Raw genomic sequence first — 24,268 nt, forward strand, 5'->3', positions numbered from 1 at the left:
CGCTTAGTGTGCTGCCGCTGTCTGAGAGAGCTATAGCTTGTTACCTGTTGTAGAGATCCTGCCTAAGCTGTGCCAGATCCTGGCACAGCAAAACCGCGTCATCTTGTCGGCGCCACCGGGTGCCGGTAAATCGACGTATTTGCCGCTGTATCTGTTACAGCAGCCGCAGTTTGCCGGTAAGAAGATCCTGTTGCTGGAGCCGCGCCGCCTGGCGGCACGCAGCATTGCTGCCTATCTGGCACAGCAATTGGGTGAGCCGGTCGGTAAAACAGTGGGCTATCAAATCCGCCAGGACAGTCAATTTAGCGCTACTACCCGGCTATTGATTGTGACTGAGGGCATTTTAACCCGAAAAATTCAGCAAGATCCGCTGTTATCTACGGTGGATTTATTAATATTCGACGAATTTCACGAACGTTCGCTGCATGCCGATCTGGGGTTAGCGCTGGCGTTAGAGGTGCAGCAACTAAATGAACAGTTAAAGCTGCTGGTGATGTCGGCGACGCTGGATTGTCAGGCATTGCAGCAGTATTTGCAGGCGCCGCTGCTGCAAAGCGACGGTCGCAGCTATCCGGTTGAGATCCGCTATCAGCCGCCGACGCCGGTGTCGAAAGAACCGCTGGCATTACAGGCCGCTAAGCTGGCATTGCAGGCTTATCGCCAGCACGGCGGCAATCTGCTGGTATTTTTACCCGGTCAGGCCGAAATTCAGCAGGCCGCCATTTGGTTACAGAGCCAGGGCTTGCCGCCTGAGCTGCGAGTCTGGCCCCTGCTCGGTAGCCTCAGCCTGGCGCAGCAACAAGCCGCTATTGCCGCGCCACCGGCCGGCCAGCATAAAATTGTGCTGGCGACTAATCTGGCCGAAACCAGCTTAACCATTGAAGGCATTACCGTGGTGGTAGACAGTGGCCAGGCGCGCCGGGCCAGCTATCAGGCGCGTAATGGCCTGACCAAACTGGAAACCGTTGCCATTAGCCAGGCTGCCGCGGTGCAGCGCGCCGGTCGCGCCGGTCGTTTGGCAGCGGGTATTTGCTACCGGCTGGATACGCCGGAGCAATGGCAGCGCCGCCCGGCTTTCGAGCCGCCGGAGATTGAACTGGCGGAATTAACCCAGCTGCGGCTGGAGCTGGCCGTCTGGGGTTGTCAGCCAGAGGCGTTAAACTGGTTAACGGCCCCGGCCAGCGGTAATCTGGCCGCGGCGACGGCCTTATTGCAGCAACTACAGGTGCTGGATGCCAAAGGGCAGCTTAGCCGCTATGGTCGTGAACTGTATCAGTTTGGTACCGATATCCGGCTGGCCAGTATGTTGCAGCATGCCAGGCAGCTGGAAAAAAGCACCGCCGGTGCTGGTTGGCTGGCCGCCTTGTTAGCTGCCTTGCTGGAAGACAGCCGGCCCGCTACGCAGGACCTGTATCAACAACTCGCGCTGTTACAGCAGCGGCGGCCACCTTTTGCCAGCTTATACCCGCAGGCCGAGCAGTTTGCCCGCAAGCTCGGCGTGAGCAAGCTGACGACCTTGCCACTGCAATTGCTGCCAACCTTATTGCTACGCGCCTTTCCGGATCGGCTGGCGCAGCGCCGTGGTCAGGGCTATTTACTGGCCAATGGTTGTGGCGCGGTATTGGCGCCGGATGATCCCTTGTCGGGGCAAGCCTTGTTGGTGGTGAGCAGCAGCCGAGACTATCAGCAGCAAAACCGCATTAGTCAGGCGGTGGCGATTACGCTGGACGAAGTACTGGCGGACTGGCCTGAGTTAAGCTGGCAAGCTTACAGCGGCTGGGATGAGCAAAAGCAGGCGTTTTTTAGCGAACAGCAACTGCGCTTTGGCCAGTTAATCCTGCAGCGTAGGCCGGCGCAGTTACAGCTGGACCCCCAGCTCAGACAGCAAGCCTGGCTTGACTATCTGCTGCGTAAGGGTTTGCAATTATTGCCGTTTAACGACCATTGCCGGCAACTGCAGCAGCGGCTGGCGCTGGCGCGCACTGTGGACAGCAGCTTACCGGATCTGAGCGATGCTGCCTTACTAACGACCTTATCCGTCTGGCTGGGCCCCTACCTTGGCGAGCTGAATAAGCTGACGGAGCTACAACAACTGCCGTTATACAATTTACTGTGGCAGCAGCTGAGTTACCGGCAGCAACAGCAACTGAACGAGTGGTTACCGGAACACTGGCAAACCCCAGCTGGCTCCAGAGTCAGTATTGATTACACCCTGCCGGGTGGACCGGGTTTTTCAGTCAGGGTTCAGGAAATGTATGGTCAACTCGTTTCGCCGACGGTGCTGGCCGGGCAACTGGCCCTGACGCTGACGTTGCTGTCACCGGGGCGGCAGCCGCTGCAAATTACCCGCGATCTGGCGAGCTTCTGGCAACAAGCCTGGCCTGAGGTAAAAAAGGAAATGAAAGGGCGTTACCCTAAACACTATTGGCCGGACGATCCGGCGACGGCGCTGCCGACCACCAAAACTAAAAAAGCGATGCAGTTATGAGCCGAAAGCGCAGCAAAAAAGCCGTATCCAGCAGCCGTCCGGGCCGCTGGTGGCGCCTGATCTGGCAAACCAGCCTGAAACTGGCGTTGGCGCTGGTACTCGGGCTGGGCATTTATCTGATTTATCTCGACAGTAAGATCACCAGTACCTTCTCCGGCCAAAAATGGCAGATCCCGGCACAAATTTATGGCCGCAGCCTGACCCTCTATCCGGGCCTGTTTCTAACCCAGGCCAATCTGGTGCGGGAGCTGGAGCAATTGCAGTACCGGCGCAGTGACCAGCTAACCGGTCCCGGGCAGTTTAATGTGCGTGGCGGCAGCGTTACCATATTCCGGCGCGGCTTTGTTTACCTGGAGGGCGAAGTCCCCGCTGAACAGTTTAGTGTTGAGTTTAACCGCAATGGCGTTAGCCGTATTGTCCGCCAGAATAGCGCGGTTGATTTTGCCCGGCTGGAGCCGCAATTGATTGAACATCTGGTGTCGGCTGAGCAGGAAGACCGCGAGCTGGTCAGGCTGGAGCGGGTACCTGAGCTACTGAAAGAAACCTTATTGCTGGTTGAAGACCGTGATTTTTATCAGCACAGGGGCGTTTCCCCCTTATCGATAGTGCGGGCTTTCTTCGTCAATCTGAGTGCCGGGCGCACAGTGCAGGGCGGTTCTACCCTGACCCAGCAGCTGGCAAAGAATATGTATCTGACACAGGACCGTACCCTGTGGCGGAAAATCAACGAGGCCTTTATTGCGCTGGTGCTGGAATACCGCTTTAGTAAAGATCAGATCCTGGAAGCCTATCTGAATGAGATCTATCTGGGGCAAAACCATAATAATGCGATCCACGGTTTTGGTCTGGGTAGCCGCTTTTATTTTGGTAAACCGCTGGCCGAGCTAAATCCGGAACAGTACGCCTTGCTGATCGGTATTGTCAAAGGTCCGGGCTTTTACGACCCGCGCCGGTTTCCACAGCGCGCGCAACAGCGCCGGGATCTGGTGCTGCGGTTGATGTTTGAACAGCATTTGCTGGATAAAACCGCCTATGAGCGCGCCATTGCGACACCACTTAGGGTGATTGAACGCGGCCAGTTCCTGAATGCCAATTTCCCCGCTTATCTGGATGCCGTGCGCAAAGAGTTGCGGCAACTGAACCTGGATAGCCGGATGTTGCATAGCGGCATTAAAGTCTTTACCTATCTGGATCCGCTGGCGCAAATTCAGGCCGAGCGCACAGTGTCCGATACGGTGCCGGCGATGAACCCGGAGCTGGAGGCAGCGATGCTGGTCGTTGATTATCAGCAAGCGGCGATTAAGGCGTTGGTTGGCAGTAAAACCGCTGGTTTCGCCGGCTTTAACCGGGCACTGGATGCCCGCCGGCCGATTGGCAGTCTGGTTAAGCCACCGATTTATCTGGAGGCATTGGCACAGCGCGGTCGTTATACACTGGGCACTATGCTGGACGATAGCCCAATCAGTCTAAGGAACAATAATCAGGATTGGCAGCCGCAAAACTTTGATAAAAAATTCCGCGGTGACGTCTCTCTGCTGCGCTCCTTGGCCGACTCACTGAATGTGCCAACAGTGCGGCTCGGTTTGCAGCTCGGGCTGCCAAAGGTGCAGGACAGTTTGCGCCGGTTGGGGCTGGAGCGGCGGGTCAATTTGTATCCGTCAGCCTTACTGGGCGCTATTGATTTAAGCCCCTATGAAGTCACCCAGCTATACCAGACTATTGCGAACAATGGGGTGCATCAGCCATTAGCCACAGTGCTGGCACTGACCGATCAGCAAGGTAGCGCGCTCTATCAAAGATCACAACAGCCAAGCCGGCGTTATCCGGTGGAAGATATTTATCTGCTGCACTACGCGATGATTGAATCAACCCTAACCGGCACCGCCCAGTCGCTGGCGCGCAGCTGGCCCAGACCGACTTTTGCCGGCAAAACCGGGACTTCCAGTGATTACCGCGACAGCTGGTTTGCCGGTTTTGACCAGGACACTCTGGTAACAGTATGGCTGGGCCGGGATGATAATAAGAGTACCGGCCTGACCGGTGGTACCGGCGCCTTACGCTTATTTGCCGATTATTTCCGGCAGAAAGGCAGTCAGAATCTGATCCGCTATATGCCGGAGCAGGTGGAATGGCAGCGTTTTTCGACCAAAAGCGGTTTACCGGTGCCGGACTACTGCCCCAACAGCTGGCTGTTACCAGCCCATAAAAACTCGCTCTTGGGTTTAGCGGATTGCGATTAAGCTGAGAATACCAAAATAAAACGCCAGCATAGCGCTGGCGTTTTGGTCTAACCCGATTACTGTTAGCGGTTTATAATGCCGAGAAAGCGTAGTCGGCCGCAGCGATGGTTTCCTTTAAGTCCTCTGCGCTATGGGCCAGCGACAGGAAGCCGGCTTCATAGGCAGAAGGCGCCAGATAGATCCCCTGTTGCAGCATCAGATGGAAGAAGCGTTTAAAGGCGTCGATATCACAGCGGGTGGCTTGCTGGTAGTTACTGACCCGGCCTTCGTTGGTGAAGAACAAGCCAAACATACCGCCGACCTGATTAAAGCTCACCGGTACAGCATGTTTAGCTGCAGCCTGAGCTAAGCCTTTAATCAGCTGGGCGGTTTTTTCGGTTAATGCCTCGTACACCCCCGGCTTGCTGATTTCAGTCAGGGCCGCTAAACCCGCCGCCATTGCAATAGGGTTACCGGATAAGGTGCCGGCCTGATACACCGGGCCCAGCGGCGCCAGATGTTGCATAATCTCTTTTTTACCGCCAAAGGCACCAACCGGCATACCGCCACCGATGATTTTACCCAGTGTCGTCAGATCCGGTGTTACGCCGTAATAGGCCTGAGCACCACCCAGCGCAACGCGGAAACCCGTCATTACTTCATCAAAGATCAGCACACTGCCGTACTCGTCACAAAGGGCGCGCAGCCCCTCTAAAAAGCCAGGCTCAGGCGGAATACAATTCATATTGCCGGCCACCGGCTCGACGATAATACAGGCGATCTGATTACCCTGTTCGGCAAATAACTGCTGAATTTGCGGCAGATTATTAAACTCGCAGGTCAGGGTATATTTGGCAAAGTCTGCCGGTACGCCCGGTGAATTGGGTACGCCCAGCGTCAGGGCGCCAGAGCCGGCTTTAACCAGCAAGGAATCAGCATGACCATGGTAACAGCCTTCAAATTTTACGATGGTATCGCGACCGGTATAACCGCGCGCCAGTCGGATTGCGCTCATCGTCGCTTCGGTACCGGAACTGACCATCCGCAGCATTTGCATACTGGGCACCAGTTCAGCGACTTTTTCGGCCATGGTCACTTCCGCCGGACAGGGCGCACCAAAGCTTAAGCCATTGGCTGCGGCACGAATCACAGCTTCGCGGATCGCCGGATGGTTATGGCCCAGTAACATCGGGCCCCAGGAGCCGATATAGTCGATATAGCGTTTGCCATCGACATCAAACAGGTAGGCACCCTCGGCTTTGGCGACGAAGAAAGGCTCACCGCCAACGCTTTTAAAAGCACGCACCGGCGAGTTAACCCCACCCGGGATAGTGCGCTGCGCGCGTTGAAATAATTCAGATGATAAAGACATAATAATTCCTATAACCGCTTATTTATTGGTGTACCAAGGCACAGTGCACTCGTAGTCCTGTACCAGATCCTGTACGCCTAAGGTCAGCGCAAACAGTGCCATCCGCACCAGAATACCGTTATCCGCCTGGCGGAAGATGGCCAGATTTGGATTCAGGTTTAAATCATTATCCAACTCGTTTGCTTCCAGCCGCGAGTCGCGCGGCAGCGGGTGCATAATCACGGTATTGGATTTACAGTGCCGGGTGTAAATTTCCTGGTTCAGCCGGAACTTGCCGCGGTACTGATTGGCCTCGGCTTTAGAGGGGAAGCGCTCTTCCTGGATCCGGGTCTGATAGACGATATCGGCATTCAGATTGCCTTCCAGTTTATCGGTAATGGTTAAGCGGTGGCCGGCATTATCCAGGGCACTGACCACTTCATCCGGCATCGCCAGCTCTTGCGGCGAAATCAGGGTGATCTTGAGGTTGTTATACAGTGCCAGCAATTTAGATAACGAATGCACGGTACGGCCAAACTTCAGATCGCCGACCATCGCAATATGCATACCATCAATACTCTGGCCCGAGGCCTGGAGTTCGCGTTCAATGGTAAACAGGTCCAGAAGGGCTTGCGTGGGGTGCTCATTGGCACCGTCGCCACCATTTAATACCGGTACCCGGCTGCCCTCAGCAAATTCTGCGACAGAGCCGGCCTGAGGATGGCGCATTGCTATCACATCGCTGTAACTGCTGATCACCCGCGCGGTATCATACAAGGACTCACCTTTGGATAAGGCGGAGGACTCCATACCGGTGGTTTCGCGGACTTCGCCACCTAACAGGTTAAAGGCACAACCAAAGCTGACCCGGGTGCGGGTACTGGGTTCGAAAAATAAATTACCAAGGATGGCACCATCCAGAACTCGGGTGCGTTTCTTCCGACTGGCATAAGGTGCCATTTTGCGGGCGATCTGAAAAATATACTGGATATTGTCACGGTCGAACTGTTTGACCGACAGAATATGCTGACCTTTAAAGCTCATCGGGATGCTCACTTGTCGTAGGGCTGGGCAAAACGGCTAGCTGATTATACGACAAAGCCGCTGTCGGCTAAAGCGGCTTCAGTATCGCTAATATAATTATCGCCAGTAGCAGCAGTACCGGCAGTTCATTAAAGATGCGATAAAAACGCGCCGAACGCCGGTTGCGATTATGTTTAAAATCGGCCAACAGCTTAAAGCAGTAGCCATGATAGAGATACAGTATTGTCACCAGTAGTAGTTTGTAATGCAGCCAGCTACTTACCGCGAACCAGGCCCGGCCATAGCTGACGATCAACAGCAAGCCAAATACCAGTGTTAGGATGGCAAAAGGTGTCACAAAGTACAGTAAGCGCCGCTCCATCACCTTAAAGGTGGCATCGCAGTCCGGGCTTCGGGTTTCGGCATGATAGACAAACAGCCGTGGTAAATAAAAAATACCGGCAAACCAGGCCACCATAAAAAACACATGCAGGGCTTTGTAAATCAGGATTAGCGTCATATTAAATTATTCTGTTTAATCAGCAGGGCCCGCAACTGGTCCCAGCGGATAATGCCAATAGGTTCGGTTGGATCTTGCTGGTAAATATACACCAGCCCTTCACGGCGATCTTCCAGTTCATGCAACACTTCAGCCATGGTTGCCTGATGTGACAAGCCTTTTACTGCGGCATACTGAATACTGCTGTCGCCACTGAGTGATAAGCTGACATCATATTGCGCAGTATAAAACTGCACACTATCACCTTCATGGCGCTTGATCAGTAACTGTTGCGGTGGTTGGAGCTGCGCTAATACCTGACGCACGTTGTGTTCATCGGGATCGGCCAGCAGCTGATAATCCTGAGTTAACACCGCCAGTACCCCGACTTTTTGCAGCACGTCATCCGCCGGTGACAGCTTATAGGGCAGCTGCATAAAATCGAGCTGGGTCATAAAGATGGATTTATTATTAAAAAACTGCACCGTGGTGACATAGGCGGTAACAATCACCAACATGGCCGGCAACACGATTTGCTGGTTTGCCGCCAGCTCCATTACTGCCACCAGCGCTGCCAGGGGCGCATGCAGGGTGGCTGCCATCAGGCCAGCCATACCTAATACCGCATAGGTGCCCGAGTTACTGGTGTTATCAACCAGCACCGCCGGTACAATCGCCAGGATGGTACCCAAAACGACACCCATACCAAAGATCGGACCGATAATGCCGCCGGGTACACCCAGACCGATGGCACAGAGCGTCAGAATCATTTTGCCAGCTAATAATAGCAATAACAAATGCACTGCAGTTGGGCTGTCGATGGCAAACTGGATAGCGCCGGTTTCTGCGCCCATCGCATGGGGAATAACATAGCCAACCGCAGCGGTGATCACGCCCGCCAGTGCCAGCCGCAGCAATAAGGGCCAGTTTTTGAACCATTGCAGCATCCGCATTAAATTACGGTTAAATAACCAGGCAAAGGCGCCAATCACCACCCCACAAAGCACCAGATAGGGAAAATGCCAGACACTAAGACTGATAATCTCCAGCGCTGCCAGTTCTTTATCGTGGCCAAATACCAGCTGGGTCGCCATGGCACCGACGACGGAGGCGAGCATCACCGGAATAAAGACATGAATACGGTATTCACGCAGTACCACTTCCATCACAAAGATCATCGCCGCCAGCGGGGTATTAAAAGACGCCGCTATCGCGGCAGCAATACCGCAACCGGCCAGAATACGTACGCTGTTGTAAGGCAGCTGCAGATAGCGGCCAACAGTACTGGCACCATAGGCGCCAAGATGTACCGACGGGCCTTCACGGCCGACCGAGAAACCGCTGGCCAGTGCCAGAATGCCGCCAAAAAACTGATTCAGAGTATTGCGAAACGGCATAATGCCGTAAGCTGTTTTGATGCGGTGAATGACAAAAGGAATCCCAAGCCGGTAGTGTTTATAGCCGGTTGCCAGGGCGATTAAGCCAATTAAGGTAGCGCCAAGCAGCGGTAACAACCAGCGGTACTCGGCACTGATGCTGCTAAAGTCGTCGCTGTGCTGCAAAAAGAAACCCTGGATGCCGATAATCGCCAGCCGGAATAGAATAATCAGCAGCGCCGCAATCAGCCCGCCCAGCATTCCCAGCAGACAGAGTTGTAACGAAGTTTGAGGAATCGCCAGCCGCCGTTGTAAAGCAGGTAGGTGATCTTGCCAGCGCCGCATAACAAAGATTCAGTTTTTAGTTTTAGTGTCAGAAGTTTAACACAAAATTTGTCCGCTGCGTGTTTGCTATGACTGCTGAGGGAGTGCCCCTGGCAGGCAAAACCCGCGGCGCAGTTAACAGGTGACCACCCGGAATACTTGAATAAATTAGTCAGGTATTAGATAATCCACACTGTTGTAACCCGGTTGGAGCCATCATGTCTGAAATGCAAATCCCGTTAGAATTTACCGATGCTGCCGCCCGCAAGGTTGCTGCTCTGGTGAGCGAAGAGGAAAATCCTGAACTTAAATTACGGGTCTATATTACCGGTGGCGGTTGCTCGGGTTTCCAGTATGGTTTTACCTTTGATGAAAAGGTAAACGAGGGCGACCTGCTGATTGAGAAGCAGGGCGTAGCCATGGTGGTTGATCCGATGAGTCTGCAATACCTGATGGGCGGTGTGGTCGATTACACCGAAGGCTTGCAGGGCAGCCGTTTTGTTGTACAAAACCCTAACGCGACCACCACCTGCGGTTGCGGTTCTTCGTTCTCCGTTTAATACCCCTGATCAGCCGTTAACGGTTGGTCAGGAGCAGCAAGCCCCATAACATCAGCCCCAGGACAGCATTAAAGGCGATAATATAACTAAAGCCTTTTATGCCCTGTTTTAGCGGGATCTGATAGTGTCTGAGAAACAGGTACCAGCCCAGACACATCAGTATCGGTAATAGAAACAGCAGTCTTACCATCAGTGATCTCCTGTGCCCTTTAGATGATTTTCTGACCCTGCGGTCTGTTTTTTGTCGCGCCAAGCTGTACGCTCGTCGCAAGCTATGATATTAATTAAGACACCACATATTTTACGGCCGGCTTAGTTCGGTCTGGAGTCAGGTGCAGGACGCAGCGATATCATAATTAAAACAAAGCGTAACACGCTGGGAGAAGAAAAAAAATGAAAGGTACAAAAAGCGTTATTTCGGATGAGAATAAAAAGTTGTGCGCCTGGCTGAAGCAACAGCGCCAACTAAAGAAACATACGATGCGCAGCTTGTCCGAGCTTCTGGGTACGCCACATTCCTTTATCGGTAAGGTGGAGAATCAGGAGCGGCGGCTGGATGTGGTGGAATTCGTGCGGTATTGTCAGGCGCTGGAAGTGGATCCGGCAGAGGGACTCAGGCAGGTTACCAGTAATTAATCTTCAGCAAAGCAACAGGCCGCATAATGCGGCCTGTTGCGTTTTTGGGCTAGGTTGAGGTTCGTTGCTGTTCACGTTGTTGTAATTTCTTGCCGACAATCAACAATAAGCACAAGCCGGGGATCACCATCAGCGCGGTGATCACAAAGAACAACGCCCAGTTACCTGCTAAGGCATCGACTAACTCACCACTGAAGGACGCCAGCGTAGTGCGGCCAAGATTGCCTAATGACGCCAGTAAGGCGTACTGCGTAGCAGTAAAGGCGCGGCCGGTTAGCCAGGTTAAGAACGAAACAAAGGCCACTGTAGAAAAGGCTGCGGTAAAGTTATCCACCAGAATAGCGGCAATAAACAGCTCCGGTTTCGGCCCTGCCAGTGCAATCCAGGCAAACATCAGATTGCTGGCTGCCATCGCTACACCGCCGATAAAAAGGCCACGGATAATACCAAAACGGATATTGATGGCGCTACCAATCAGGGTAAAACCAATGGTCGCCACCCAGCCAACCAGCTTGGAGTATTCTGCGATCTGTTCGTTGCTAAATCCCACTTCTTTATAAAACTGGATCGACATCCGGCCCAAAAAGGCTTCACCAATCTTAAATAAGAACACGAAACTCAGGATCAGGATGGCCAGTTGCCAACCGTTACGGCGGAAAAACTCCACAAAGGGTTCAAATACCGTAACCGATAGCCAGACCAGATAGGGTTTGCCGGCAGTGCGGCCCAGTGATGCCTGATAGCGCGCGGCGGCAGCTTGCTGTAACTGCTCACGCTCTGTGTTTGGTTCGCGGCTTAGCAGGGTAAAGATCATCAACAAAGCGATCAGCGCGGCCATACCCAGATAGACCGCCGGCCAGCCATACTGATCAGCATGGCTAAACGCCAGATAGCCCGGCAGTGAATAGCCGGTCCACCAGCCAATTACTCCCATCGCTGCCGCCGGTGCCACCCGAATGGTATCATCGCCAATCAGCTCAATCCGGTAGGCGTCGATCGCCACATCCTGGGTAGCAGACGCCAGGGCAATGGTCATCGCCAATAATGAGGTAAATAGCAGGCTTTCACCGGGGTTAGTGTAGGCAATAGCCAGCGTGGCTAACAACATCAGGCTTTGCATTAGCAGGATCCAGCTGCGTCTTTGTCCCAGGTAGCGGCTAAGCAGTGGCAGCTTGATCCGATCTAACAGCGGCGCCCAGAGAAAATTCAGTGCATAAACCACAAAGATGGAGCCAAAATAGCCGATAGCTGCCCGGGACAGGCCTGCGTCGTTCAGCCAGCCACTCATATTGGAGCCAATCAATACCCAGGGAAAGCCGGAAGCACAGCCCATAAAAAAAATAAACAGCAACCGGATATCCTGATAACTGGCAAGCGCCTGGCGCCAGCTTTGTGCCGCACCTTGTTGTTTTGAGAGCATAAAAAAACCTTGCAGAGAATTGAGGCTGACCTTAACAGAGACTAAGGCGGCGGCAAAGCCTTTTGGTTGCAGAAAATTAGCTTAAAGTGGGCGTAAACCAACGCAATCGGCCGGGCGCTGGCCTTTGCCGGCCAGATAACCGAGGCAGTGTTGCAGCCGGCGCTTCAGTTGTCGGTCAGCACGTAATTGCTGTTCCGGCCAATATTCCAGTTGATGCAGCAAATGCCAGAACACCCGCTCCTGATAACTGGGCGGCCAGGCAGGGCGTACCGGCAGCGCAGCCCATTCCTCCAGCGTATCCCAGATAAACAGATGCAATTCTGCCTGCGGCAATTGACCACGCAAAAAGCGTGAGGCATAAAAAACCAGCTGGCGGGATTTTTGCTCAATAAAACCTTGCGGCATTTTCCTGCTCCGGTCTGCTGACCTTTGCCACAGTATAGTGCAGAAACGCTGACCCTGCTGGGCCAGCGGCGTTTTTTCTAAAGCTTAATCGGGAATAGGATAGCGTCTTGAGGCTGCTATTCCTGCGGCAGCAGTACGACCATTTTCAGGATAATCGGCTCTTTTGGTACATCCGGCCAGCCCAGTTGCTCTGAGACTTCGGTTTCGATTTGTTGAATTTTTTCCAACACATCCATGCCGGAAACCACCTGACCAAACACTGTATAGCCCCAGCGACTGCCAGGATCCAGGCTTGGGTTATCGTTCAGATTAAAATAGAACTGGCTATCAGCACTGTGCGGATCGCTTTGTCTGGCCATAGCAATGCTGCCCAGCTGATTTTTTAAGCCGTTGCCGGATTCATTAAAAACCGGCTTTAAGGTCTCGATGGCTTTGAAGTCCGGGTTATAGCCGCCACCCTGCAGCACAAAACCTGGGATCAGGCGGTGGAACACCGTATTGTTGTAACTGTTCTTCTTCACATAGCTAAGAAAGTTATTAACCGTTAATGGCGCCCGGCTGCGGTCCAGCTCGACCACGATGTCGCCATGCGAGGTCATTAGCTGCACTTTAGGAAACAGATTATCCGGTTGCATAAACTGCCCGGCTGATAAGGCCGGGCTTAGCAGCAATAAGCAGCAAAGCAGAATACGCATCTGTGACCTCCGTTAATTCAGGGCATCTTTCCAGGCCGGGTCCTGCAGCAGCTGATTTAATACCTGCTCGGTAAGTACCCGTAATTCGCGCTCAACGGCAGCCAGGTCAACTTTTAACGGCGAGGTAAAGTTACTGTCGCCGGCATAGGACTTGGTAAAGGAGCCATTATCACTTTGGATAAAAACCGTCATTGTTACCTGGTTAGTGACCTGATGATCCAGCGGCCGTTGAATTACATTAGATTGCAATTGATTGATCTGGATTTTCATCTGTACCGGACTCTGGCTATTCAGCGTCGCACCTTTTTCCTGTAACGCAGCGGCTACGGTTTGTTCCAATTGGGCGCGCACATCATTGCTGGTGCGGTAGTGCTGTTCATTGCTGCCCTGGCGGATGGTCAGCGTCTGAGCTCTGGGGCGAAGATCGACCAGTGCAAAACTAAATACCTTGCCGTTTAGCTCCATTTGCTGCGGCCAGAAGATCTGGGGTGCCACAATAAAAGACGGCACCTGGGTGGCACAGCCAGCCAGCAGTATTGCCAGCGTCAGCCATAAATAGCGCATAGTTAACTCCTTTTGGTGGACTCTAGAATAATAAATTTCGGGTTAGCCGCTAATTGCCGGCAATTACCAAAGCATTTTGCCAGTTGTTGACGGTAAGGCAAATGGCGGTTGGCGACAATTCTGATTTTACCACCGGGTTTTAATACCCGTTTGGCGTCGTAAAACATCTGACTGGCAATATGGGTGGTCACTGCCGCCTGCTGATGAAAGGGTGGATTACAGAGTACCCAGTCGGCACTGTTATCGGCTTGCTGGCTCAGACAATCATCGACCACAAAGCGGCAACGCGATAGCGCGGCAGGAAAATTTTCTGCCACACTGAGCCGGGCCGATTCGACGGCCATATAAGATTCGTCCGTCAGTAGCAGCTGACAGTCTGCTTGCTGCGCGAGGAGCTGCAGGCTTAACATGCCGTTACCACAGCCTAAATCAATGACTTGTTGTCCGGCTGTGACCGTGGGTAAATGTTGCAGAAAAAAGCGGGCGCCGATATCCGGTTTGTCGCGGGCGAACACATTGGCATGATTCACCAGCATAAAGCCGGTTTCAGGCAAGGGCCAGCGGCTTGGATAATCCGGGGCAGTATGTGGTAATCCCGGCTGCCATTGGCAATCCAGGTAACGGCACTTGCGCAGGGTTAGCGAGGCCTGAGTCGGACCGATATAGCGGGCAAAAATGGCCAATACGTTGCGGTGAATATCTTTGGCTTTGGCGGCAATCAGCAGCTGGGTATTGGCGCTGAGTACCTGACTCAGTGCTGACAGTTGCCAGGCCAGATAACTGTGATTAGCCGGTAGTTTTAGCAATACCAAATCGGGGGCAGCGGGCAAGCTATCCAGACTGGTCAATTCGGTAATGCCTTCCAGCGTCAGGCCATTTTGTTGCCGGTTATGGCGGCAGGCCTGCTGGGCGATATAGGAGTCTTGCACCAGATATTGCTGACTATTGCCAAGCGCGCAGGACAGAGCACCAAAGCTATCATTTAAAATCAGGATCTTGGCGACTCTGCCACTGGCGGTGATAGCGCTTAACGCGGGTAGGGCGCGATCCAGTAACAGTTCATCAGCGGCATCCCAGGCCTGTAAACTGTGATTAGGCTGTTGTAGTGGCCAACGTGCCAGTTGCAACTGTAAGTCAGCGCGGGTAAACAGAGTATTCATAACAACCTATTCAGAACAAAGAGGGCGCTATTTTGACACGGGCTACCCCCAGCGACAACCGCAATCAGCAACGGCAATATTTTAGTTTACCGCAGGCCGAGCTGCAGCTTTGGCCGGCATTTTTGCCGGCCACGGCGGCAGATCAACTACAGCAAGTGTTAAGTCAGCAGTTAGCCTGGCAGCGTGCCAGCATCCGGCTTTATGGTAAGGCGGTGCCAATCCCAAGGCGGCAGGTGTGGATGGGGGAACCCCACTGTCAATATCGTTACTCGGGCACTGACTTTTTACCGGAGCCCTGGCATCCGGCCGTCAAATCGCTGGCGTCGCAGCTAAGTCAGGCCTTGCAGCTGCCGTTTAATTGTGTGTTGTTAAATCAATACGCCGATGGTCAGGATCATATGGGCTGGCATGCTGATGATGAGCCGGAACTGGGTGTCGCGCCGCAAATTGCGTCGGTCAGTTTGGGCTATCCACGCCGCTTTGATTTAAAGCATCGCGAGCTGGGCTGTCAGCTGCAGCTGATGCTGCCGCATGGCAGCTTGCTGTTGATGGCGAGCGAATGTCAGCACTACTGGCAGCATCGCTTACCAAAGCAGGCGGCGGCGAATACGGAGCGGATCAATCTGACCTTTAGATACATAGCGTCAAAATAATTATTTTTATAATGCCGTTATCAGCTTAGCCAAGATCCAACCGCTGTAGCTTGATCGACTGGGGACAAAGCGGTCGGCTTTGACTAAAATTAAGTTCAGGACGCCAACAGGAGCTGGACAAGATGTTAATCCATACTGCAATAGAGCAAAAATTACTGGATGCTTTTAACCCGATTCATCTGGACGTAGTCAATGAGAGTGCCAACCATAATGTGCCGCCGGGTTCGGAATCGCATTTTAAGGTGGTGATTGTGACCCCGCAGTTTGAAGGCATGCGCTTATTACAGCGCCACCGTGCCGTAAATGCCATTGTCGCGGAAGAGCTGGCTGAGAAAATCCATGCCCTGGCTTTACATACTTACACGCCGTCGGAATGGTACGAATATTATGCGGAAAAGCCGCCGGTTTCGCCGAAGTGCTTTGGTGGCAGTAAAGCCGAAAAAGCGTCCTGAGCACGATTTTTGCTGATCCGACCTGTTTTTAGCGGTAAAGTTTTACACTAGCGACACTTTTCATAAAGACAACAACAGGATTGGCTATGGTTATTCAACCAAAGATTCGTGGTTTTATCTGTACTAACGCACACCCGGTTGGCTGTGCGGAGCATGTAAAAGAGCAAATTGCTTATGTTAAGCAGCAGGGGCCGGTAAGCGGTGGTCCAAAGAATGTGCTGGTGATCGGCGCCTCTACCGGTTATGGCCTGGCCTCACGCATTACTGCCGCCTTTGGTTCAGGTGCCGCGACCCTGGGTATTTTCTTTGAAAAAGAACCGACTGAGGGTAAAACCGGTTCTGCTGGTTGGTATAACACTGCCGCCTTTGAAGCTGCTGCCGATGCTGAAGGTTTATGGAACAAGCACTTAAACGGCGATGCCTTTACCGATGAGTTAAAAGCCAAAGCGATTGATTTGATCCGTCGCGAAATGGGTAAAATTGATCTGGTAGTCTACAGTCTGGCCGCTCCACGGCGTAAGGATCCGGTGAGCGGTGAGGTTTACAGCTCGGTACTCAAACCTATTGGTCAGGCTTACACCGCCAAGAATCTGAATACGTCGAAGCGTGAAATTGAAGAGGTGTCGGTAGAGCCGGCTAATGACGAAGAAATCTTTAATACCGTTAAGGTGATGGGTGGCGAAGATTGGGAGCGCTGGCTGGATCAACTGCACGCCGCCGGTGTGTTAGCAGACAACTGTCAGACGGTTGCTTATACCTACATTGGTAAGGAACTCACCTGGCCAATCTACGGCAAGGCGACAATCGGCAAGGCAAAAGAAGATCTGGATCGTGCTGCCGCTGCCATTACCGCTAAGCTCAGCGCGCAGAAGGGTAAAGCCTATGTTGCGTCATTAAAAGCCCTGGTGACTCAAGCCAGTTCAGCTATTCCAATTATGCCGCTGTATATCTCGCTGTTGTATCGGGTGATGAAAGCTGAGGGTACCCATGAAGGCTGTATTGAACAGATTAACGGTTTGTTCCGCCAGGGCTTATATGCGACAGCCCCGCAACTGGACGATGCCGGCCGGTTACGGATGGATGGCAAAGAATTAAGCGATCATGTGCAGCAGGCAGTGAAAGACTTATGGGGCCAGGTCACAACAGACACCATCGATAGTCTGACCGATTATGTCGGCTACCATAATGAGTTTTTACGTTTGTTCGGTTTTGGCTACCAGCATGTGGATTACGAGGCGGATGTGTCACCGCTGAGTCCATTACAGCATCTGGTCAATTAGTCGTATTGACAAAGCCGCAAAAACCGCCCAAGGGCGGTTTTTCTCTACCCCCGACAGGTGGTAATTGGCACAGAATTTTTGGTAATACCATGGATAGAAGACGGTATTAGTGCTAAAATTCGCGACTTTAATACGTGTATCTGGTTAACTTTTGTACAATTGCAGGTGGTGCAAAACGCAAACCAGGTGTGCTGCGCTGGCGCAGCTGAAAAACTAGGCCCTGTTTCTTCCCAAAATAGTAGTGCAAGTACGTATGATAAAACTCAAAAAAGGCTTGGACATTCCCCTTGCAGGCAGTCCTAAACAAGAGATCACTACGGGCAATGCCATTACTACTGTCGCCGTACTCGGCGAAGAGTATGTAGGTATGCGTCCGACCATGGCGGTCGAAGTGGGTGACAGCGTGAAAAAAGGTCAGGTGCTTTTCGAAGATAAGAAAAACCCTGGCGTGAAATTCACAGCTCCGGCAGCTGGTACGGTGAAGGAAATCAATCGTGGCGCCAAACGGGTACTGCAATCGGTAGTGATTGCGGTGTCTGGCGATGCGGCTGAGACTTTCACGCAGTATCCGGCCGAGCAACTGGCTACCCTGAGTGCAGAACAGGTAAAACAGAACCTGGTGGATTCAGGTTTATGGGTTGCCTTCCGTACCCGGCCCTTTTCCCAATCTCCGGCTATTGATAGCACGCCGCGCGCCATCTTCGTTAACGCGATGGATACCAATCCGTTGGCCGCCGATCCTGCAGTGATAATCAATGCCGATGCCGAAGCCTTTAAGCAAGGTTTAACGGTGATCTCGCGCTTAACCGACGGTAAGACCTACCTGACTAAAAAAGCGGGTAGCAGTATCCCTAGCGTCAGCCAGGTTACTGTCGCTGAGTTTGACGGTCCACACCCGGCTGGCCTGGTTGGTACCCATATCCATTTCCTGGATGGTGCTGGCGCCAAGAAAGTTGTTTGGCACCTTGGCTATCAGGACGTTATTGCCATCGGTAAGCTGTTTACCACCGGTCAGCTGCACAGTGAGCGTGTGGTTGCTTTAGCTGGTCCTGTAGTGAAAAATCCACGTTTGGTAAAAACCGTACTGGGTGCGTCAACTGCTGAACTGACAGCCGGTGAACTTGCCGACGGTCAGAATCGTATCATTTCTGGCTCAGTGCTGGCTGGTACTACAGCGCACGGTGTGCACGGTTATTTAGGGCGTTTCCATACTCAGGTTTCAGTGTTGGCTGAAGGCTTTGAAAAGCACTTCCTGGGCTGGATTGCACCTGGTGCCGAGAAACACTCAGTAACCCGTGCTTATTTGGGCCATTTAAGTCCGAAAAAGCTGTTCAACCTGACGACCACCACTAACGGTTCGTCACGCGCCATGGTACCAATCGGTAACTACGAGCGGGTAATGCCGCTGGATATCCTGCCTACGCTGTTACTGCGTAACCTGATTGCCGGCGACACTGATGAGGCAGTAACTTTAGGTTGCCTGGAATTGGACGAGGAAGATTTAGCACTGTGTACCTATGTGTGCCCAGGCAAATATGACTACGGTACCATTCTGCGCAACTGCTTGACGACCATCCAGAAGGAAGGCTAATCATGAGCTTAAAGCATTTTTTAGAGCGCATTGAGCCGCAATTTGAAAAAGGCGGCAAATACGAAAAGTGGTACGCTTTGTACGAAGCTGTGGCCACTGTTCTTTACACGCCTGGTTATGTAACCAAAAACGGCACTCATGTGCGCGACAGTATCGATCTGAAGCGGATTATGATTTTCGTTTGGTTAGCCTTGTTTCCGGCACTGTTCTTCGGCATGTATAACATCGGCCATCAGGCAGCACTGGCGCTGGCGCAAGGTTTTGCCACGCCGGATACCTGGCAGGTCGCTATTTTTTCAGCCTTAGGCGGTGAATTAACGGCTGACTCCGGTTGGGGCAGCAAGATGTTCTATGGTGCCGTCTGGTTCCTGCCTATCTACGCCGTGACCTTCGTTGTTGGTGGTTTCTGGGAAGTTTTATTTGCCTCTGTCCGTAAGCATGAAGTGAACGAAGGTTTCTTTGTCAGTTCAATCCTGTTTGCGTTAATTCTGCCCGCTACTATTCCGTTGTGGCAGGTTGCGCTGGGTATCACCTTCGGTGTCGTTGTTGCCAAAGAAGTGTTTGGTGGTACAGGCCGTAACTTCCTGAACCCGGCACTGGCTGGTCGTGCTTTCCTGTTCTTTGCTTACCCGGCACAAATTTCCGGTGATGCGGTATGGACTGTTGCTGATGGTTATTCAGGCGCCACCTGGCTGAGCAAAGCGCAGATGGGCGAACTGGACTATGCGGCTAACACCCAACTGTGGTGGGATGCGTTCCTGGGCTTTATTCCGGGTTCAGTCGGTGAAACCTCTGTGTTAGCGCTGTTAATCGGTGGTCTGGCGCTGATTTACTTCCGCATTGCATCCTGGCGCATTGTACTGGGTGTGATGGTTGGTATGATCCTGACCAGTTACCTGTTCAATGCTATCGGTTCGAACACTAACCCGCTGTTTGCTATGCCTTGGCACTGGCATCTGGTGCTGGGTGGTTTTGCTATCGGTATGTTCTTTATGGCGACAGACCCGGTATCGGCGTCTTTCACCAACCAGGGCAAGTGGGCCTACGGTATTCTGATCGGCTTTATGGTGGTGATGATCCGTGTGGTTAACCCGGCTTACCCAGAGGGCATGATGTTAGCGATCCTGTTTGCTAACCTGTTCGCTCCTTTATTCGATTTCTTCGTGGCGCAAGCCAATATCAAGCGGAGGCTGGCACGTAATGTCTAGTAATAACGACAGCATCAGCAAAACGCTGATCGTAGTAATTTCTTTATGTCTGGTCTGTGCCATCGTGGTATCTACTGCGGCGGTACAATTACGGCCAACTCAGCAAGCGAATAAAAAGTTAGATTCGCAAATCAACATTTTGCGCAGTGTCGGTTTGGTTGAGGGTAGTGCGCCAGCCGCCCGGGTAGCAGAGCTGTTTAACCAGCATATCGAGACCCGACTGGTAAACCTGAGCACGGGCGAAATTGATGCCAGCTGTGACCGCAGCTGTGCTGAGAATTTCGATTACCGCAAAGCGTTAAAAGAAGGCCGGGCCCTGGCTCAGCCTGATGACGTGGCCTCTATCCGCCGTATCTCTGAATTTGCGCCTGTGTATCTGACTTACGATACTGAGCGTAATCTGAAAGCGATCGTGCTGCCGGTACATGGCTATGGCTTATGGTCTACTATGCACGCCTTCCTGGCGCTGGAAGTCGATGGTAATACTATTATCGGTCTGAACTACTATGAGCAGGGTGAGACACCAGGCTTAGGTGGTGAAATCGAGAACCCACGCTGGAGAGCGCAGTTCGTCGGTAAGCAACTGACCAACGAAGCCGGTGAGCTGGCGTTATCTATCCTGAAACCCGGTAATGCTGATCCGCAATCTGCGCATCAGGTTGATGGTTTATCAGGTGCAACGCTGACTGCCAATGGCGTGCAGAACACCTTTACTTTCTGGATCGGTGAGAATGGTTTTGGTCCATTCCTGGCTAAAGTACGTCAAGGAGCCTTAAGCAATGGCTAATGCAAAAGAAATCAAAACCGTACTGTTCGGGCCGGTTTTTGCCAATAACCCGATCGCGCTGCAGGTACTGGGTATTTGTTCTGCGCTGGCAGTAACAACTCAGATGTCTACTGCTTTGGTTATGTGTCTGGCACTGACCTTTGTAACGGCATTTTCTAACCTGTTTATTTCGACGATTCGTAACCATATTCCGTCCAGTGTGCGGATTATCGTACAGATGACGATTATTGCGTCGCTGGTAATCGTCGTTGACCAGTTCCTGAAAGCTTATGCTTACGATTTATCGAAGCAGCTGTCAGTGTTCGTTGGCCTGATCATCACTAACTGTATCGTAATGGGTCGTGCTGAAGCCTACGCGATGAAGAGTACTCCGGGGATGAGCTTCCTGGATGGTATCGGTAACGGTTTAGGCTACAGTGTGGTACTGCTGGTGGTTGCCTTTATCCGCGAACTGGGTGGTTCAGGTTCAGTGTTCGGCGTACAAATTATGCCACTGATCAGTGAAGGCGGCTGGTATCAGCCTATGGGTATCCTGTTGATGCCGCCAAGCGCCTTTATCATTATCGCCTGCTTTATCTGGGTATTGCGGACTTTCCGCCCAGAGCAGGTTGAGAAAAAGGCTTAAGGAGTAACGCATGGAACATTATATTAGCCTGTTTGTACGTGCCGTTTTTATTGAGAACCTGGCACTGGCCTTCTTCCTCGGTATGTGTACCTTCCTGGCGGTATCGCAGAAGATTAAAACTGCCTTTGGTTTAGGTGTTGCGGTTATCGTGGTACTGGGTATTTCTGTACCGGTGAACAATCTGGTGTACGCTAACTTGTTAGCACCGGGCGCTTTAGCCTGGGCCGGTTTCCCGGATGCAGATTTAAGCTTCCTCGGCTTCCTGACCTATATCGGCGTTATTGCGGCGCTGGTACAGATCCTGGAGATGGCGTTGGATAAGTATTTCCCGGCGCTGTACAACGCCCTGGGGATCTTCCTGCCGTTGATCACAGTAAACTGTGCGATCTTCGGTGCGGTAGCCTTTATGGTTGAGCGTGATTATACCTTTAGTGAAAGCGTAGTATTCGGTTTAGGTAGTGGTGTTGGCTGGGCGCTGGCGATTACCTTACTGGCTGCAGTACGTGAAAAACTGAAGTATGCCGATATTCCGGATGGCTTACGCGGTCTGGGCACTACCTTCCTGGTAGTAGGGTTAATGGGATTAGGCTTTATGTCCTTCTCCGGCGTTCAACTGTAAGCAGTAGAGGAATAGCACCATGCAAGAGATTTATCTTGGCGTTGGCATGTTCACTGTCGTGGTACTGGCGCTGGTATTTATTATCCTGGCCGCCAAGTCAAAGCTGGTTGCCAGCGGCGACATTACCATCAGTGTTAACGGTGATCCAAGCAAAGCCATTAAAACCAAAGCCGGCGGCAAGCTATTAAGCGTACTTGCCGATAACGGTATTTTCCTGTCATCTGCCTGTGGTGGCGGTGGTTCCTGCGGTCAGTGCCGGGTACATGTGCACGCTGGTGGCGGTGAAATTCTGCCAACTGAGCTGGGCCACATCACCAAGGGTGAAGCCCGTGAGGGTTGCCGCTTATCCTGTCAGGTTAATGTTAAATCTGATATGGAGATCGAGGTAGAACCGGAGATTTTCGGCATCAAGAAATGGGACTGTACTGTTATCTCTAACGATAACAAAGCGACCTTTATCAAAGAACTGAAGCTGCAGATCCCGGATGGCGAATCTGTGCCGTTCCGTGCCGGTGGTTATATTCAGATCGAAGCGCCAGCCCACCATGTTAAGTACAAGGATTTTGATATTCCTGAACAGTACCGTGGTGATTGGGAACGCTTTAAGTTCTTTACGCTGGAATCTAAAGTTGATGAGCCGACCATTCGTGCTTACTCAATGGCGAACTATCCGGAAGAAGAAGGCATTATTATGCTGAACGTGCGGATCGCAACGCCGCCACCAAATAACCTGACGTTACCTTGCGGTAAGATGTCGTCCTTTATCTGGTCGTTAAAAGCCGGTGACAAGGTGACGATTTCAGGTCCATTTGGTGAGTTCTTCGCCAAGGATACCGATGCCGAGATGGTATTTATCGGTGGTGGTGCCGGTATGGCACCAATGCGGTCGCATATTTTCGACCAGTTACGCCGCTTAAAATCCAAGCGTAAGATCAGCTTCTGGTATGGCGCCCGCTCTAAGCGCGAAATGTTCTATGTCGAAGATTTCGATATGCTGGCAGCAGAGAATGAAAACTTCGTCTGGCATACCGCGTTGTCAGACCCACAACCAGAGGACAACTGGACAGGTTATACCGGTTTTATTCATAACGTAATTTATGAAAACTACCTGAAAAACCACAAAGCGCCGGAAGACTGTGAATTCTATATGTGTGGTCCGCCAATGATGAACAAGGCGGTGATCAACATGTTGAAAGACTTAGGTGTAGAAGACGACAACATTCTGTTGGACGACTTCGGTGGTTAATCAACCGCAAACACGGTAAAATAGGGGCGACTTGGTCGCCCCTTTTCTTTTACCGGAGTAGTAAATATGTGGTCTGTCTGTCGTTTGGTTCCGCTGTTGTTGCTGTTACTTGTGATGGGTTGTCAGCCCGCGCAGCAGGCGAAAGAGTATCAGCTACAAGGCAAGACCATGGGCACCTACTATGTGGTGAAATTTTACAGTGAACAGCAACCGGATCTGACTGCACTGCAGCAAGAGCTGGATACCGAGCTGGAACTGATCAACGATCTGATGTCGACTTACCGGCCGGAGTCAGAGCTGATGCGCTTTAACCGCCAGCAAAGCACTGAACCGGTCACGCTAACGCCACAAACTGCGAAGGTGATTGCCGAAGCAATCCGCATTGGTCAGCAAAGTGGTGGCATTCTGGATGTGACTGTTGGCCCCGTGGTGGAATTGTGGGGCTTTGGTGCTCAGGGACGCATTACTCATGCCCCGGAGCAAGCCCAACTGGATGCCATTCGTGCTTATGTCGGAATAGATAAAATTGCGTTAGAGGGGCAGGTGCTGCGCAAATTGGAGCCGCGGGTGGCGATTGATTTATCGACTATTGCCAAGGGTTATGGTGTAGATCGCCTGGCTGAAATTCTGCTGGCACATGGTTATCAGAGCTTTATGGTCGATATCGGCGGTGATATGCGGGTAGGCACAGCCAAGCCAAGCGGCCCCTGGAAGATTGCTATTGAGCGTCCGGTCAGTAGCGAACGCTCAGTGCAGCGAATACTGGCATTACAGAGCATGGCACTGGCGACATCGGGTGATTATCGTAACTACTTTGAAGAAGACGGTATTCGCTATTCACATCTGATTGACCCGCGTAGCGGCAAGCCTATTCAGCATAAGACCGTATCCAGTACTGTACTGCATCCGGATGCGATTGTTGCTGATGCTTATGCCACCACCTTAAATGTGTTGCCTGCTGACGAGGCGATTGCCTTTGCCAATCAGCACCAGCTGGCAGCGATCCTGATTGTAAAAACCGAAACCGGTTTTGAAGAGCGCTATTCTGATGCGTTCACACCTTTTTTAAATTAATCCTGAGGTAGCG

Annotated in this window: 24 protein-coding genes; 14 read left to right on the top strand and 10 right to left on the bottom strand. The window is 52.2% G+C overall.

The window, feature by feature from the left end; translation table 11 throughout:
• Positions 1-37: 37 nt before the first annotated feature.
• Positions 38-2,488, top strand: coding sequence for an ATP-dependent helicase HrpB (gene hrpB, locus AJE_RS13070; protein WP_008951259.1), 2,451 nt, complete (start codon positions 38-40; stop codon positions 2,486-2,488).
• Entirely contained in the window at positions 2,485-4,728 is a 2,244-nt protein-coding gene (mrcB, locus tag AJE_RS13075) for a penicillin-binding protein 1B (RefSeq protein WP_008951260.1), read from the top strand. The genes hrpB and mrcB overlap by 4 nt, the downstream gene beginning before the upstream one ends.
• A 70-nt stretch (positions 4,729-4,798) precedes the next feature.
• Here the strand turns inward: mrcB and hemL are convergent, their stop codons facing one another.
• From hemL to AJE_RS13095, 4 genes are all read right to left on the bottom strand, one after another.
• Positions 4,799-6,079, bottom strand: coding sequence for a glutamate-1-semialdehyde 2,1-aminomutase (gene hemL / locus AJE_RS13080; RefSeq protein ID WP_008951261.1), 1,281 nt, complete (start codon positions 6,077-6,079; stop codon positions 4,799-4,801).
• Between the two features lie 18 nt (positions 6,080-6,097).
• A complete protein-coding gene (locus AJE_RS13085; protein WP_008951262.1) occupies positions 6,098-7,102 on the bottom strand; it encodes an aspartate carbamoyltransferase in 1,005 nt (334 codons plus the stop codon).
• A 67-nt stretch (positions 7,103-7,169) separates the two neighbouring features.
• Positions 7,170-7,601, bottom strand: coding sequence for a CopD family protein (locus AJE_RS13090; RefSeq protein ID WP_008951263.1), 432 nt, complete (start codon positions 7,599-7,601; stop codon positions 7,170-7,172).
• Positions 7,598-9,301, bottom strand: a complete 1,704-nt coding sequence (locus AJE_RS13095; protein ID WP_008951264.1) for a chloride channel protein — start codon at positions 9,299-9,301, stop codon at positions 7,598-7,600. Before AJE_RS13095 ends, AJE_RS13090 begins: the two co-directional genes overlap by 4 nt.
• 197 nt (positions 9,302-9,498) lie before the next feature.
• On the opposite strand from AJE_RS13095, the gene erpA reads away from it, so the two are divergent.
• Positions 9,499-9,840 (top strand): iron-sulfur cluster insertion protein ErpA, encoded by a 342-nt coding sequence (gene erpA / locus AJE_RS13100; protein WP_008607171.1) that lies wholly within the window; start codon positions 9,499-9,501, stop codon positions 9,838-9,840.
• 16 nt (positions 9,841-9,856) lie between these two features.
• On the opposite strand, the gene AJE_RS18630 is transcribed toward erpA, so the two are convergent.
• Positions 9,857-10,030: a hypothetical protein gene (locus AJE_RS18630; RefSeq protein ID WP_008951265.1), complete on the bottom strand. Its 174-nt coding sequence runs from the start codon at positions 10,028-10,030 to the stop codon at positions 9,857-9,859.
• 203 nt (positions 10,031-10,233) lie between these two features.
• Between AJE_RS18630 and AJE_RS13105 the strand changes: the two genes are divergently transcribed.
• Entirely contained in the window at positions 10,234-10,476 is a 243-nt protein-coding gene (locus AJE_RS13105) for a helix-turn-helix domain-containing protein (RefSeq protein ID WP_008607175.1), read from the top strand.
• Between the two features lie 49 nt (positions 10,477-10,525).
• Here the strand turns inward: AJE_RS13105 and AJE_RS13110 are convergent, their stop codons facing one another.
• From AJE_RS13110 to AJE_RS13130, 5 genes are all read right to left on the bottom strand, one after another.
• Entirely contained in the window at positions 10,526-11,896 is a 1,371-nt protein-coding gene (locus AJE_RS13110; RefSeq protein WP_008951266.1) for an AmpG family muropeptide MFS transporter, read from the bottom strand.
• Positions 11,897-11,977: 81 nt separating this feature from the next.
• Entirely contained in the window at positions 11,978-12,301 is a 324-nt protein-coding gene (locus AJE_RS13115; protein WP_008607181.1) for a hypothetical protein, read from the bottom strand.
• A 116-nt stretch (positions 12,302-12,417) separates the two neighbouring features.
• Complete coding sequence (locus AJE_RS13120) at positions 12,418-12,996, bottom strand: peptidylprolyl isomerase (protein WP_008951267.1); 579 nt, start codon at positions 12,994-12,996, stop codon at positions 12,418-12,420.
• A 12-nt stretch (positions 12,997-13,008) separates the two neighbouring features.
• A complete protein-coding gene (locus AJE_RS13125) occupies positions 13,009-13,560 on the bottom strand; it encodes a YajG family lipoprotein (protein ID WP_008607184.1) in 552 nt (183 codons plus the stop codon).
• Positions 13,561-13,562: 2 nt separating this feature from the next.
• Positions 13,563-14,720: a methyltransferase gene (locus tag AJE_RS13130; protein ID WP_008607185.1), complete on the bottom strand. Its 1,158-nt coding sequence runs from the start codon at positions 14,718-14,720 to the stop codon at positions 13,563-13,565.
• Between the two features lie 32 nt (positions 14,721-14,752).
• Here AJE_RS13130 and AJE_RS13135 point away from each other — a divergent pair, with 32 nt between their 5' ends.
• The 10 genes from AJE_RS13135 (at position 14,753) to AJE_RS13180 (ending at position 24,255) form a co-directional block, all read left to right on the top strand.
• The gene (locus AJE_RS13135) at positions 14,753-15,373 is read left to right on the top strand and encodes an alpha-ketoglutarate-dependent dioxygenase AlkB family protein (RefSeq protein WP_008951268.1); all 621 of its coding nucleotides are present in this window, start codon (positions 14,753-14,755) and stop codon (positions 15,371-15,373) included.
• Positions 15,374-15,495: 122 nt separating this feature from the next.
• Positions 15,496-15,825: a BolA family protein gene (locus AJE_RS13140; protein ID WP_008607189.1), complete on the top strand. Its 330-nt coding sequence runs from the start codon at positions 15,496-15,498 to the stop codon at positions 15,823-15,825.
• A gap of 86 nt (positions 15,826-15,911) precedes the next feature.
• A complete protein-coding gene (gene fabV, locus AJE_RS13145) occupies positions 15,912-17,105 on the top strand; it encodes an enoyl-ACP reductase FabV (protein WP_008951269.1) in 1,194 nt (397 codons plus the stop codon).
• 253 nt (positions 17,106-17,358) lie between these two features.
• Positions 17,359-18,696: a Na(+)-translocating NADH-quinone reductase subunit A gene (locus AJE_RS13150; protein ID WP_008951270.1), complete on the top strand. Its 1,338-nt coding sequence runs from the start codon at positions 17,359-17,361 to the stop codon at positions 18,694-18,696.
• Positions 18,697-18,698: 2 nt separating this feature from the next.
• A complete protein-coding gene (locus AJE_RS13155) occupies positions 18,699-19,904 on the top strand; it encodes an NADH:ubiquinone reductase (Na(+)-transporting) subunit B (protein ID WP_008951271.1) in 1,206 nt (401 codons plus the stop codon).
• Complete coding sequence (locus tag AJE_RS13160; RefSeq protein ID WP_008951272.1) at positions 19,897-20,691, top strand: Na(+)-translocating NADH-quinone reductase subunit C; 795 nt, start codon at positions 19,897-19,899, stop codon at positions 20,689-20,691. The genes AJE_RS13155 and AJE_RS13160 overlap by 8 nt, the downstream gene beginning before the upstream one ends.
• Positions 20,684-21,316, top strand: a complete 633-nt coding sequence (locus AJE_RS13165) for an NADH:ubiquinone reductase (Na(+)-transporting) subunit D (RefSeq protein WP_008607199.1) — start codon at positions 20,684-20,686, stop codon at positions 21,314-21,316. The genes AJE_RS13160 and AJE_RS13165 overlap by 8 nt, the downstream gene beginning before the upstream one ends.
• 10 nt (positions 21,317-21,326) lie before the next feature.
• On the top strand, positions 21,327-21,935 hold the full coding sequence (gene nqrE, locus AJE_RS13170) for an NADH:ubiquinone reductase (Na(+)-transporting) subunit E (RefSeq protein WP_008607200.1): 609 nt from the start codon (positions 21,327-21,329) through the stop codon (positions 21,933-21,935).
• A 19-nt stretch (positions 21,936-21,954) separates the two neighbouring features.
• On the top strand, positions 21,955-23,181 hold the full coding sequence (nqrF, locus tag AJE_RS13175) for an NADH:ubiquinone reductase (Na(+)-transporting) subunit F (protein ID WP_008951273.1): 1,227 nt from the start codon (positions 21,955-21,957) through the stop codon (positions 23,179-23,181).
• Between the two features lie 66 nt (positions 23,182-23,247).
• A complete protein-coding gene (locus AJE_RS13180; protein ID WP_008951274.1) occupies positions 23,248-24,255 on the top strand; it encodes an FAD:protein FMN transferase in 1,008 nt (335 codons plus the stop codon).
• Positions 24,256-24,268: the final 13 nt, after the last annotated feature.

This window comes from Alishewanella jeotgali KCTC 22429, from assembly GCF_000245735.1.
Lineage (GTDB): Bacteria > Pseudomonadota > Gammaproteobacteria > Enterobacterales > Alteromonadaceae > Alishewanella > Alishewanella jeotgali.